This is a genomic window from Planococcus rifietoensis (assembly GCF_001465795.2).
GTDB lineage: Bacteria > Bacillota > Bacilli > Bacillales_A > Planococcaceae > Planococcus > Planococcus rifietoensis.
Genome location: NZ_CP013659.2, coordinates 835,407 through 847,838 on the forward strand (window position 1 = coordinate 835,407; position 12,432 = coordinate 847,838).

12 protein-coding genes are annotated in these 12,432 nt (G+C 49.6%); 10 read left to right on the forward strand and 2 right to left on the reverse strand.

Annotated features, from left to right (window positions below; all coding sequences use genetic code 11):
* Positions 1 to 23: 23 nt before the first annotated feature.
* Positions 24 to 389, forward strand: coding sequence for a YhjD family protein (locus AUC31_RS03975; protein ID WP_058381276.1), 366 nt, complete (start codon positions 24 to 26; stop codon positions 387 to 389).
* Here AUC31_RS03975 and AUC31_RS03980 read toward each other — a convergent pair.
* Positions 386 to 940: a competence protein ComK gene (locus AUC31_RS03980; protein ID WP_058381275.1), complete on the reverse strand. Its 555-nt coding sequence runs from the start codon at positions 938 to 940 to the stop codon at positions 386 to 388. The two genes, AUC31_RS03975 and AUC31_RS03980, sit on opposite strands and share 4 nt — an antisense overlap.
* A 176-nt stretch (positions 941 to 1,116) precedes the next feature.
* On the opposite strand from AUC31_RS03980, the gene AUC31_RS03985 reads away from it, so the two are divergent.
* The 4 genes from AUC31_RS03985 (at position 1,117) to AUC31_RS04000 (ending at position 7,675) form a co-directional block, all read left to right on the forward strand.
* Complete coding sequence (locus tag AUC31_RS03985) at positions 1,117 to 1,356, forward strand: IDEAL domain-containing protein (protein WP_058381274.1); 240 nt, start codon at positions 1,117 to 1,119, stop codon at positions 1,354 to 1,356.
* Positions 1,357 to 1,556: 200 nt separating this feature from the next.
* The gene (gene uvrB, locus AUC31_RS03990; RefSeq protein ID WP_058381273.1) at positions 1,557 to 3,539 is read left to right on the forward strand and encodes an excinuclease ABC subunit UvrB; all 1,983 of its coding nucleotides are present in this window, start codon (positions 1,557 to 1,559) and stop codon (positions 3,537 to 3,539) included.
* Positions 3,540 to 3,545: 6 nt separating this feature from the next.
* On the forward strand, positions 3,546 to 6,428 hold the full coding sequence (uvrA, locus tag AUC31_RS03995; RefSeq protein ID WP_058381272.1) for an excinuclease ABC subunit UvrA: 2,883 nt from the start codon (positions 3,546 to 3,548) through the stop codon (positions 6,426 to 6,428).
* A gap of 83 nt (positions 6,429 to 6,511) precedes the next feature.
* A complete protein-coding gene (locus tag AUC31_RS04000) occupies positions 6,512 to 7,675 on the forward strand; it encodes a DUF4097 family beta strand repeat-containing protein (protein ID WP_058381271.1) in 1,164 nt (387 codons plus the stop codon).
* Between the two features lie 51 nt (positions 7,676 to 7,726).
* Here the strand turns inward: AUC31_RS04000 and AUC31_RS04005 are convergent, their stop codons facing one another.
* Positions 7,727 to 8,269, reverse strand: coding sequence for an N-acetylmuramoyl-L-alanine amidase family protein (locus AUC31_RS04005; RefSeq protein ID WP_058381270.1), 543 nt, complete (start codon positions 8,267 to 8,269; stop codon positions 7,727 to 7,729).
* 164 nt (positions 8,270 to 8,433) lie between these two features.
* Here AUC31_RS04005 and hprK point away from each other — a divergent pair, with 164 nt between their 5' ends.
* From hprK to AUC31_RS04030, 5 genes are read left to right on the forward strand one after another with little or no spacing between them, the layout of a single operon-like run.
* Entirely contained in the window at positions 8,434 to 9,360 is a 927-nt protein-coding gene (gene hprK / locus AUC31_RS04010) for an HPr(Ser) kinase/phosphatase (RefSeq protein ID WP_058381269.1), read from the forward strand.
* A gap of 21 nt (positions 9,361 to 9,381) precedes the next feature.
* A complete protein-coding gene (gene lgt / locus AUC31_RS04015) occupies positions 9,382 to 10,194 on the forward strand; it encodes a prolipoprotein diacylglyceryl transferase (protein ID WP_058381268.1) in 813 nt (270 codons plus the stop codon).
* A 19-nt stretch (positions 10,195 to 10,213) separates the two neighbouring features.
* The gene (locus AUC31_RS04020) at positions 10,214 to 11,149 is read left to right on the forward strand and encodes a nucleoside recognition domain-containing protein (protein WP_058381267.1); all 936 of its coding nucleotides are present in this window, start codon (positions 10,214 to 10,216) and stop codon (positions 11,147 to 11,149) included.
* Positions 11,146 to 11,799, forward strand: a complete 654-nt coding sequence (gene ppaX / locus AUC31_RS04025; RefSeq protein ID WP_058381266.1) for a pyrophosphatase PpaX — start codon at positions 11,146 to 11,148, stop codon at positions 11,797 to 11,799. The genes AUC31_RS04020 and ppaX overlap by 4 nt, the downstream gene beginning before the upstream one ends.
* Positions 11,796 to 12,308, forward strand: a complete 513-nt coding sequence (locus AUC31_RS04030; protein ID WP_058381265.1) for an acyltransferase — start codon at positions 11,796 to 11,798, stop codon at positions 12,306 to 12,308. The genes ppaX and AUC31_RS04030 overlap by 4 nt, the downstream gene beginning before the upstream one ends.
* Positions 12,309 to 12,432 lie beyond the last annotated feature (124 nt).

Here is a 12,432-nt window from a genome sequence, read left to right on the forward strand (position 1 = left end):
CCTATTAGCTAGGGGGTGAGGAAATGCCCCTAATTTCAAGGGCGGAAATAGCCGTGTTTGAGAAGCGGGTGCAATTGCCGATGGTGCTCCTCATTTTGGAACGAGATCGCGAGTGGATCAGGAAAAGTCCTTTCAAGCTGAAAGCTCCTTACCTGGAATTATTGGATAGGGCGATCGAGCAGGCAAAAGGCGACCTGGCCGAAACCATCGAGTTGATGAGGGCCCATGGCATGAAGGTGAGGCGGGGAAGTAAAGACGGCAATTTCTCGGAATATGTATTTTGCCACGGCGGCTATGAAGACCATCGCCGCTATTTGAATATTCGTTTGAAAAATGCCGTTGAAGATCAATTGAGGTTTTACCTGACAGCGGCCGCTAAATCAATTTAATCCAGCGGCTGCTGGCTGCGAGGCGGAAACGCCCGTTTCGTCACATAATTCATCCGGTGGTTATGGACACGCTGTGCTTTTTTGAAATAGCGGCGCAAAGACCCGGTGAAGGAATGCTGGTTGCGAAGCGCGATAGGAGAGATATCCGCAGGGACGACGACGCCATTGCTAAGCGATACCAAACTGCCCCGTCCGCTATCATCCGCCGCAATCAAATCGATGGCATCGAAATTGAACCAGATGGAATCCTTGTTTTTCGGAGAGTGGGTTGGGAAGAAAATCAACGGGTTGCCGTAATACTCGCCGACGATGATCGGCGGCTTGTGTTTTACGCCAATCGCTTTTTGTGCGTAGAGCGTGGCGCTGGCGAGGGAGCCGCGATAGAATGAGCATGATTTCGCCACAATTTTATAGACCGATTCCTCCACCAGGAATTCGCTGCGGTCTTCGATGACCCGTGTCAGGAGCCGGTGGCCGTCCATATACGGGAGCAGCGCGTATGTATTGCTGCAAATTGTATAAGAGACGGGATATTGATTCTTCTTACCCATGAATATTTACCCCCTAAATTTACTTTACATACCTCATTATAATAAAAAATGGAAAATACACAATAAGTTTTTTTCGAAAAAATTATTTTTTCAATCTCGTTGTAATTTTCAAAAAACTCTTGCTTCTTTCTTGCGCTTTCGTGTATACTAATGAAAAGCATTCGGGGTGAAGAAGAATGGAAAACTATTATTCTTATGCTGACTTCATGAAAGCGATGGCTCAAACGAAAAAGATCACGGAAGCGGAAAAGCTGCTGAATGAGATCTACCTGGATCTGTTCTTGAAGCATGTTCACCGCGAACAGCAGGAAACGCAATTGCTGGCACTTATCGATGAGGCCCTGGATCATAACGACCGCAAATCTTTCGACACATATACTGCACAGCTGCAAGAGCTGAAGCGGGAAGAAGAATAACAGAACCGCCCGGAGAAACTCCGGGTGGTTTTTCTATGTCTTGATGACGGCAGCTGCGCTTCAGTGAAATCAAAAATCCCTCCTGTAAACAGCCGATAAGATGAATATACTTCAGAAAAAACATACGTTCGCTTTTTGTTAGGGGAATTTTAGGGCATATGTTAAAGTAGAAGTAGTGAAAAATACGGGAGGACATATCCATGAAAAAGGAATTTAACCTGCAAGCTCCTTATGAACCGGCGGGCGACCAACCGGAAGCCATCGCTCAATTAACGAAAGGCATCATCGACGGCAAAAGGTTCCAGACCTTGCTCGGTGCGACCGGGACGGGGAAAACCTATACGATGTCGAATGTCATTCAACAAGTGAAAAAACCGACATTGGTCATGGCCCACAACAAAACTTTGGCAGGTCAGCTCTATAGCGAGTTCAAGGAATTCTTTCCTGACAATGCCGTAGAATACTTCGTCAGCTATTACGATTATTATCAGCCTGAGGCATATGTGCCGCAATCTGATACATTCATAGAAAAAGATGCGAGCATCAATGATGAAATCGATAAATTGCGCCACTCAGCGACCAGTTCCTTGTTCGAACGCGACGACGTCATTGTCATCGCTTCCGTTTCCTGCATCTATGGCCTCGGTTCCCCGAAAGAATACCGGGAACTCGTCGTCTCGCTGCGCAAAGGGATGGAGATCGAACGCAACCAGCTGCTGCGCAAATTGGTCGACGTGCAATATGAACGCAACGACATCAATTTTATACGCGGAACATTTCGCGTACGCGGCGATGTGGTGGAAATCTTCCCGGCTTCGCGCGATGAGCGCTGCTTGCGCGTGGAGTTTTTTGGCGATGAAATCGACCGCATCCGTGAAGTCGATGCTTTGACAGGAGAAATTATCGGTGACCGCGAACACGTCGCTATTTTCCCGGCGTCCCACTTTGTTACGCGTGAAGACAAGATGGTCAGAGCCATTGAAAACATCGAAGCGGAACTAGAAGAACGCCTCAAGGAAATGCGTGCGGAAGATAAACTGCTCGAAGCGCAGCGGCTCGAACAGCGCACTCGCTACGATTTGGAAATGATGCGCGAGATGGGCTTCTGCTCAGGCATCGAAAACTATTCGCGCCATTTAACGCTGCGTCCAGCAGGCGCACAGCCTTATACATTGATTGATTACTTCCCGGATGATTTTCTGCTGGTCGTCGACGAAAGCCATGTCACTCTGCCGCAAGTCCGCGGCATGTTCAATGGTGACCAGGCGCGTAAAAAAGTATTGGTCGACCACGGCTTCCGTTTGCCGTCCGCCATGGATAACCGCCCGCTGACATTTGATGAGTTCGAGGAGCATATCGACCAGGCGGTGTTTGTTTCAGCGACGCCAGGCCCTTATGAACTCGAACATACACCGGAAATGGTGGAGCAGATCATCCGTCCGACGGGCTTGCTTGACCCGGAAATTGAAATCAGGCCGATCGAAGGTCAAATCGATGACCTTATGTACGAAATCCAGCAGCGTAAAGAGCGTGGGGAGCGTGTATTGGTCACGACCTTGACGAAGAAAATGTCGGAAGACTTGACGAATTACTTGAAAGAGGCAGGCGTCAAAGTCAATTACCTGCATTCCGAGATCAAGACGCTCGAGCGCATCGAGATCATCCGCGAGCTGCGGATGGGCGTATACGATGTGCTGGTCGGCATCAACTTGCTGCGGGAAGGGCTTGATATTCCTGAAGTTTCATTGGTGACCATACTCGATGCCGATAAAGAAGGCTTCTTGCGTTCGGAACGTTCCCTTATCCAGACGATGGGGCGTGCTGCCCGAAACGAGAACGGCCACGTTATCATGTATGCGGACCGGATCACGGATTCGATGCAGAAAGCGATCGATGAGACGACCCGCCGCCGCACCATTCAGGCGGCTTATAATGAAGAACACGGCATTACGCCGGTCACGATAAAGAAAAAAATCCGCGACGTCATCCGCGCAACAGAAGCGGCGGAAGAAGCGGAAGAATACGTCAGCAAAGCGGTCGAAGGCAAGAAACTCAAAAAAGAAGACCGCATGAAGCTTGTCACTTTGCTTGAGAAGGAAATGAAAGAAGCGGCGAAAGCGCTCGATTTCGAACGTGCCGCAGAACTGCGTGATACAGTGTTGGAATTGAAAGCGGAAGGATGATAGGACTTGAAAAACCAAGAGATACGCATACAAGGCGCGCGTGCCCATAATTTAAAAAACATCGACGTGACGATTCCCCGCGATAAGCTCGTCGTCATGACCGGTTTATCCGGTTCCGGGAAATCTTCCCTGGCGTTCGATACAATCTATGCGGAAGGCCAGCGCCGCTACGTCGAGTCCTTGTCGTCTTATGCACGGCAATTTCTTGGCCAAATGGATAAACCGGACGTCGATTTAATCGAAGGATTGTCTCCGGCGATTTCGATTGACCAAAAGACCACGAGCAAGAACCCGAGATCGACCGTAGCGACCGTGACGGAAATCTACGATTATATCCGGCTCATGTATGCGCGGATCGGCAAGCCGATCTGCCCAAACCACGGCATTGAAATTTCTTCCCAAACGGTGGAGCAGATGGTCGACCGCTTGGTTGAATATCCGGAGAAGACGCGCATGCAAGTGTTGGCGCCGCTCGTATCAGGACGTAAAGGCACACATGTGAAACTGCTCGAAGATATTAAGAAACAAGGTTATGTACGGGTCCGCATCAATGGCGAACTCATCGATTTAGACGATAATATTTCGCTCGATAAAAACAAAAAGCATTCCATTGAAGTGGTCATCGACCGTGTCATCATGAAAGATGGAATCGCCCCACGCTTGAGCGACTCGCTGGAGTCTGCGTTGCGTCTTGGGGAAGGGCGTGTGCTGGTGGACGTCATGGACGAAGAGGAATTGCTGTTCAGCGAACACCATGCCTGCCCAATTTGCGGATTCTCCATCGGTGAATTGGAGCCGCGCATGTTTTCATTCAACTCGCCATTCGGGGCATGCCCTGAATGCGACGGCCTTGGCATGAAACTGGAAGTCGACCCTGAACTGGTCATTCCGGATTGGGATGTCAGCCTCGCAGACCATGCCATCGCCCCGTGGCGCCCGACGAGTTCCCAATATTACCCGCAATTGCTGCAGGCAGTATGCGGCCATTTTGGAATTGAAATGGACGTGCCGATGAAAGAGTTGCCTGAAGAACAGGTGAACATCATCTTGCATGGTTCCGATAACGAAAAAATCCGTTTCCGCTATGAAAATGATTACGGCAAAATCCGCGACAGCCATATTTTCTTTGAAGGCGTACTCGCGAATGTCGACCGCCGCTACCGGGAAACCAGTTCCGACTATATTCGGGACATGATGGAAAAATTCATGGGCCAGCAGCCATGCCCGACATGTTCAGGCTACCGGTTGAAACCGGAGTCATTGGCTGTCAAAGTCAATGACCTGCACATCGGTCAAGTTGTTGAATATTCGATTACGGAAGCGCAAGCATTTTTCGACAGCTTGACGCTATCGGAGAAAGACCGCCAGATTGCTACTATGATCCTCCGCGAAATTCAAGAGCGTGTCGGTTTCTTGATCAATGTAGGGCTCGATTATCTGACATTGAACCGCGCATCGGGCACATTGTCAGGCGGCGAAGCACAGCGCATCCGCCTGGCAACGCAAATCGGGTCACGGCTGACAGGCGTTCTTTATATTCTCGATGAACCTTCAATCGGCCTTCATCAACGCGATAACGACCGATTGATCAGCACATTGAAAAATATGCGCGATATCGGCAATACGCTGATTGTCGTGGAACACGATGAAGACACGATGATGGCGGCGGATTACCTCATCGATGTCGGCCCTGGGGCTGGCGTACACGGCGGCGAGATCATTGCAGCCGGCGCACCCGGAAAAGTGATGAAAAACAAGAAGTCGCTGACCGGCCAGTATTTGAGCGGCAAGAAGTTTATTCCACTGCCGGCTGAACGCAGACAGCCAAACGAACGGAAGATTTCAATCCGCGGCGCCTCTGCGAATAACTTGAAAAATGTCGATGTCGACATCCCAATCGGGTTGTTCACGGCGGTCACTGGAGTTTCGGGGTCTGGGAAAAGTACCTTGATCAACGAGATCCTCTACAAGTCACTGGCCCATAAACTGAACCGGGCACGGGTCAAGCCCGGCCAGCATAAATCGGTAGAAGGCATCGAGGAACTGGAAAAAGTCATCGATATCGACCAATCACCGATCGGGCGCACGCCGCGTTCCAACCCGGCGACCTATACAGGCGTATTCGATGATATCCGGGATGTTTACGCGACGACCAATGAAGCGAAAGTGCGCGGCTATAAAAAAGGGCGTTTCAGCTTCAACGTCAAAGGCGGGCGCTGTGAAGCCTGCCGCGGCGACGGCATTATCAAAATCGAAATGCATTTCCTGCCGGACGTTTACGTACCGTGTGAAATCTGCCACGGCAAGCGCTACAACCGTGAAACGCTGGAAGTGAAATACAAAGATAAAAACATTGCAGACGTGTTGGAAATGACAGTCGAAGATGCATATGCATTCTTCGAAAATATCCCGAAAATCAACCGTAAATTGAAAACCATCGTTGATGTCGGGCTCGGCTATGTAACGCTCGGACAGCCGGCGACTACATTGTCCGGCGGTGAAGCACAGCGTGTCAAATTAGCTTCGGAGTTGCATAAACGCTCCAATGGCAAGTCGTTCTATATCTTGGACGAACCGACGACCGGGCTCCATGCCGATGATATTTCACGTTTATTGAAAGTGTTGCAAAGGCTTGTGGACAATGGCGATACCGTATTGACGATCGAGCATAATCTCGATGTCATCAAAACGGCCGATTACTTGATTGACCTTGGCCCAGAAGGCGGGGACAAAGGCGGCACGATCTTGGCCACTGGTACGCCGGAAGATATCGCTAAAGTCGAAGGATCCTATACTGGCATGTACTTAAAACCGATTCTTGAGCGGGATCGTGCACGCATGAAAGAACTGGTCGGAAAGGCCAGCGCTAAGAAAAGAAAAGCAAAGTGAAACTTTCCCTCAACCCAAACGTATCATTAAAGTAGAACAGGAATTTCTGCGAGGGCAGAAATCCGAAGAGGAGGCCAAACGATATGCAAAGCGAAAAAGAACGCATTTTGGACATGGTTGAAAATGGCACAATCTCGGCACGTGAAGCGGTTGAGCTATTGAAAGCGGTCGACGGCGGGGAAACAGGCAATGCTTCAAAAGATTACGGCCGTGAAACTTACCGCAGTTCACGCGGCAAGCGTGGATTCTTCCGTCCGGAAGACATGTTCAAAAAGTTCTCGAAAGACTTTTCGAAGGATTTTTCCAAGAACATGTCCAAGGATTTCAATCAGCTCGGAGACCGGATGATGCAGTTCATGCAGACATCCGCCGATAAGCTGAAAACGATGGAATTCGATTCGCCATTCGGTGAAGCCGTGCGTTTTGAACACACCTTTACGGAAGAAAGTGCGGATCTCCACACGATCATTGCCGATATTGCTAACGGGCAATTGGAAGTGTTCCCTTCACAGGACGGTTCGATCCGTGCAGAATGCAGCGTCAAGGCATTCCGCGCAGAATCTCCGGAGCAGGCAAAACAGGATTTTCTGGAGAAATTTGTCTTCATTGCGGATGATCGTAAATTGCGCATCATCAGTGACTTGAAAACGACGCAAGTGAATCTCGTCTTGTATGTGCCGGCAGCGGCATTTGAACAAATTGTCGTCCGTCTGTTCAATGGCGGGTTCACGATGAAGCGCCTGGATTCGGCATTGATCAAAGTCAAAACCGCAAATGGCAAGATTGACTTGAAAACGATCCAATTTGAAGAAGCCGAGCTTGAAACGGCTAATGGTCCGATCCAGATGATGGAAGTGAAAGGCCGCGAAGTCGAAGCAGAAACTTTGAATGGGCGTATTTACATCGATGGGGATATCGAAGACATCGACGCGAAGTCCTTGAATGGCAATGTCGTTGCGACGACGCGTAGCAAAGAGGCGAAAAAGCTCGAAGCGAAAACTTTGGCGGGCAATGTGGAGATTTACATCCCGCAGCATTTGGCACTGCGAGGAGAAGTCTCTTCGAACCTTGGACGCATGGACGTCATGCTGCCTGACATCAACAGCAGCCACGAACAAGGCCAGTTCATGCAGAAGAAAATGCATTTCACAAAAACAGGGGATGTGGAGTCAGCAGGCGGGCCATTGCTCGTCTACGGCGAAACCAAAACCGGTTCGATCCTTGTGCGTTATTTGACAATCGACTGAACCACATAAAAAAAGCCCAGTGGAGAATTTTCTCCACTGGGCTTTTTTGCGTTATCGTTCCATGCAGGTGATGGCAAAGCTGATGGCGCGTGCGCAGCGCTTGCGATAGTCATCGGATTGCAGCAAAGCCGCTTCATGCTTATGGGTCATAAAACCACATTCCACTAGAACCGCGGGCATGGTGGTATCCCGCAGCATAGCGAAATCCGCTGTTTTCAATCCGCGGTCTTTCCGCTGCGTCGATAAGATCAACGAATCCTGGAGCAACTGCCCAAATTTACGCGTCCGGGCAGGGGCGGCGGGATAGATGAAACTTTCGATGCCTTGTGCAGCGCTATAATTGTTTCCTGACGCATTCGCATGGATTGACACCAAAAGTTCTGCGCCGGACCGATTGGCGAAATTCGTCCTTTCTTTCAAAGGGACGTCACGGTCTTGCTGGTGGCTAAACAACACCGTGTATCCATCCGCCGCCAAGCGTTTTTTCACTTCTTCAGCGACCGCGTTGTTGAAATGGAATTCGCGCATCCTTCCATCAGGTGTGCGTTTGCCGATCGTCCCTGGCCCGTGTCCTGCATCAATGATAATCTTCATCTAACATTCCCCCTTCATTCTTTATATAGAAGGAAAGGGCGAGAAAGGGGACGAAATTCTTCAATTTCTTTTTTTCCATGTTAAAATAAAAACAAACCGACCGCAAAACGAAGGAATTATTTGGAAGATCTAATTTGCGCAGCCGGGGGAATGAGGGGAAAACTATGGGACAAGTAACAGTGAAACAAGTAATGGAGATGTTCGGCTTGAAACTGATCAGCGGCCAAGAAGGCATCGGGCGCCATATTGCCATCAGTGATATTTCAAGACCGGGACTGGAAATGGCAGGTTATTTCACCCATTATCCTGCAAACCGCATGCAATTGCTCGGAAAAACGGAACTATCGTTTTTTGCCATGCTGAAACCGGAAGAACGGCTAGACCGAATGATGAAACTGTGTGCGGAGGATACGCCCGCCATCATCGTCTCCCACGGTGTCGATGTGCCGGAGGAATTGGTCATTGCCTCTTCCGAAAAACACGTGCCGGTGCTCGGGACGAATATGACCACCACCCGCTTCTCGAGTTTGCTGACGAACTTTCTAGAAAGCCGTCTCGCTCCGACGACCGCTGTACATGGCGTGCTGGTCGATATTTACGGCATCGGTGTACTCATCACCGGAAAAAGCGGCGTCGGGAAAAGTGAAACCGCATTGGAACTCGTCAAGAAAGGCCATCGCCTCGTAGCGGATGATTGCGTGGAGATCCGCCAAGAAGGCGAAAGTACGCTTGTCGGACATCCGCCGAAGCTGATTGAGTATCTTCTCGAAATTCGCGGTGTCGGCATCATCGACATTATGACTTTATTCGGAGCGAGTGCCGTACGTAACTTTAAGCGTATTTCACTTGTCATTGATCTCGAGATTTGGGATCAAGATAAAACTTATGACCGTCTCGGCCTAGAGGAAGAGACGATGAAAATCATTGATACGGATGTGACGAAGCTAACGATTCCTGTACGCCCAGGACGCAACCTTTCTGTCATTATCGAAGTAGCCGCGATGAATTACCGCCTGAAACGGATGGGGGTCAATGCCGCTGAGGAATTCTCCAAGCGGCTTGATGATGTAATCGCACAAGATACAAATTAAGCGAATGGGAAGGTGCATTATATGTATTCAGTTTTAGCAGCGATCGATCCGGTGGCGTTTTCAATTGGGCCGATCGATGTCCGGTGGTATGGCGTCATCATTGCGACCGGCATCGTCATCGCATTTCTCGTCGGCCAAAAAGAAATGGTCAAGCGCGGCTTGCATCCGGATTATCTGACCGATCTATTGATCTGGGCGGTGCCACTCGCCATTGTCGGCGCGCGTATTTATTATGTGATGTTCGAATGGGAAAATTATAAAGACCAGCCCGCCCAAATCATCGCCATCTGGAATGGCGGGATTGCGATACACGGGGCGTTGATTGCTTCGGTCATCGTCGCCTATATATTCACGAAACGCCGCAATACGCCGTTTTTGAAAGTGGCGGATATTTTGGCGCCAAGTATTTTAATCGGACAAGCGATTGGGCGCTGGGGCAATTTCATCAACCAGGAAGCGCATGGCGGAGAAGTCTCTCGCCAGTTTCTTGAGAATCTGTTCATTCCCGACTGGATCATCAATCATATGTACATAGACGGAGCTTATTATCACCCAACCTTCCTCTACGAATCGATGTGGAGCTTGGTGGGAATCATAATCTTGCTGCTGCTCCGAAAAGCTAATTTGGTGCGCGGCGAAATGTTCTTCTTCTATATGATTTGGTATTCAGTCGGCCGTTTCTTCATTGAAGGAATGCGCACTGACAGCTTGTATGTCATTGGCGAATTGCGCGCTGCACAACTTGTATCGGTCATCGCGATCGTTATTGGGCTTGCGTTCATCATCTACCGACGCGTGGCCATCAAAAACCCACCGCGCTATTTGGATAAATAACTAGGAAAGAAGAGATTGAATGTCGACAGTGAAAAATGGCTTGAAAGCCGGATTAAAGACTACGTGGTCACTCGGGAAAATCATTTTCCCGATTACTTTGCTCATCACCATGCTGCAATTCACGCCGGTATTGCCATTTATCATCGATTTAATCGCACCGGTCATGGGGATATTCGGCCTGAGCGGCGAAGCGGCCGTTCCGCTTGTGCTCGGCAACGCGCTCAATTTGTATGCCGGAATCGCCGGAATTTTATCGCTTGAACTGACCGTGAAAGAAGTATTCATCCTGGCGGTCATGTTATCGTTCTCCCATAACATCTTTATCGAAACCGGCGTCGCCTTGAAAGTCGGCGTCCGTTTGTGGGTCGTCTTGGTGGTGCGTTTCGGTCTTGCGGCTTTGTCCGGCATCTTAATTAACTTATTCTGGTCGGGTGGCGGGGAAATTGCGCAATATGGCTTTGCGCCTGAAGTCGCCGCTGCGCCGGAAACATGGCTTGGCATCTTCTTGCTCGGCTTGGAAAAAGCAAGTTTTGGTGTGCTTCAGCTGGCGATGATTGTCATCCCGCTTATGCTGATGATCCAACTATTGAAAGATCGCCATTATTTGCAGAAAATCTCAAATATGATGGGGCCGCTCACTAAGCTGATCGGCGTCGAGAAAAACGCCTCATTGACGCTCGCCTCCGGATTGATTTTCGGATTGGCGATGGGAGCAGGTGTGATGATCCAAGCAGTTCAGGAAGACGGCGTCAGCCGGAAAGATGCGACACTCGCCTTTATCTTCCTGGTGGCATGCCACGCGATTGTCGAGGATACCTTGATTTTCATTCCGCTTGGCATCCCGATTTGGCCGCTGCTGCTGATTCGCGTCATCACCGCCCTCGCCTTGACGATATTCATCTCTTACCTATGGCGTCGGGCTGAAGACAATCGGAAGGAAGTGCTCTCTACATGAACAAAGATATAACGACTTTATTGTTTGATTTTGATGGAACTTTGCTCGATACGAATGAATTGATCATCCAGACATTCCTGTCGGTGCTCGGTGAACATTTTCCGGGCGAATACGGACGGGAAGATGTCTTGCATTTTATCGGCCCTTCATTGGAACAGACCTTTACAAAAATCGCACCGGGCAAAGTCAACGAACTGAGCGATCAGTACCGCCGCCTAAACCGGACGCTCCATGACGAGTTGGTGTCTGAATACGACGGAGTTGCAGAAACTTTGCGGACGTTGAAATCCAGAGGCTTGAAAATGGCGATCGTTTCCACTAAACGGGAAGAAACGATCTTGCACGGCTTGAAGTTGATGGGCGTGCACGATGTGTTCGATGTCTTGGTGGCATTGGATCATGTGCAGAACCCGAAGCCGCATCCCGAGCCGCTTGAACTGGCATTGCGTTTATTGGAAGCGGATCAGCAAGAGGCCTTGATGATCGGTGATAATTCACATGACATCGAAGGCGGCAAAAATGCCGGCGTCCGCACAGCGGGCGTCGCATGGACTGCAAAAGGAGAAGAGTTTTTAGCGAGCTTTGAACCGGATTTCATGCTGCAACATATTTCCGACCTGTTGGAATTGACGAAGGCGGGCGTAAGATGAGACGCACCGAGCGATATCCTGTTGAAGGAGCAAATTCGCTTTGGCATATCTACAAAACCGTGCCGTTCTGGAAAGTCGCGAAAAACTTTCTGGTCCTCCAGACGGCCCGCTATACGCCGTTTTTGCCGATGAAAAACTGGCTGTATCGCCAATTTCTTGGCATGAAGGTCGGCAAGGAAACGTCATTTGCGCTGATGGTCATGCCCGATGTTATGTTTCCGGAACGCATACAGGTAGGTGATAATACCGTCATCGGCTATAATACGACCATTCTTGCGCACGAATACTTGATTGAAGAATACCGGCTCGGCGACGTCTTGATCGGCGACCGTGTCATGATCGGAGCAAACAGTACGATTTTGCCCGGCATCAAGATTGGGGATGGCGCCATTGTCTCCGCTGCCACGCTCGTCCATAAAGATGTACCGGCTGGAGCTTTCGTCGGCGGCAATCCGATGAAAATCATCTATACAGCCGAAGAAATGGCCGATCGACAAGCAAAATCCTGAAAGCTCAGTGCTTTCAGGATTTTTTATATCCTCCTTGCTTGACGAGCCAAAGCGGCTTGCGCTAAAATAAGAATCACTTTAACGATTCATCACTCTAGCGAACTAAAGTGAAATAACCGATAAT

Excerpts from the sequence above, each read along its gene's own strand:
- AUC31_RS03975 (WP_058381276.1), top strand. The coding sequence starts at position 24 with ATGCCCCTAATTTCAAGGGCGGAAATAGCCGTGTTTGAGAAGCGGGTG.
- AUC31_RS03980 (WP_058381275.1), bottom strand. The coding sequence starts at position 940 with ATGGGTAAGAAGAATCAATATCCCGTCTCTTATACAATTTGCAGCAAT.
- AUC31_RS03985 (WP_058381274.1), top strand. The coding sequence starts at position 1,117 with ATGGAAAACTATTATTCTTATGCTGACTTCATGAAAGCGATGGCTCAA.
- uvrB (WP_058381273.1), top strand. The coding sequence starts at position 1,557 with ATGAAAAAGGAATTTAACCTGCAAGCTCCTTATGAACCGGCGGGCGAC.
- AUC31_RS04000 (WP_058381271.1), top strand. The coding sequence starts at position 6,512 with ATGCAAAGCGAAAAAGAACGCATTTTGGACATGGTTGAAAATGGCACA.
- AUC31_RS04005 (WP_058381270.1), bottom strand. The coding sequence starts at position 8,269 with ATGAAGATTATCATTGATGCAGGACACGGGCCAGGGACGATCGGCAAA.
- hprK (WP_058381269.1), top strand. The coding sequence starts at position 8,434 with ATGGGACAAGTAACAGTGAAACAAGTAATGGAGATGTTCGGCTTGAAA.
- lgt (WP_058381268.1), top strand. The coding sequence starts at position 9,382 with ATGTATTCAGTTTTAGCAGCGATCGATCCGGTGGCGTTTTCAATTGGG.
- AUC31_RS04020 (WP_058381267.1), top strand. The coding sequence starts at position 10,214 with ATGTCGACAGTGAAAAATGGCTTGAAAGCCGGATTAAAGACTACGTGG.
- ppaX (WP_058381266.1), top strand. The coding sequence starts at position 11,146 with ATGAACAAAGATATAACGACTTTATTGTTTGATTTTGATGGAACTTTG.
- AUC31_RS04030 (WP_058381265.1), top strand. The coding sequence starts at position 11,796 with ATGAGACGCACCGAGCGATATCCTGTTGAAGGAGCAAATTCGCTTTGG.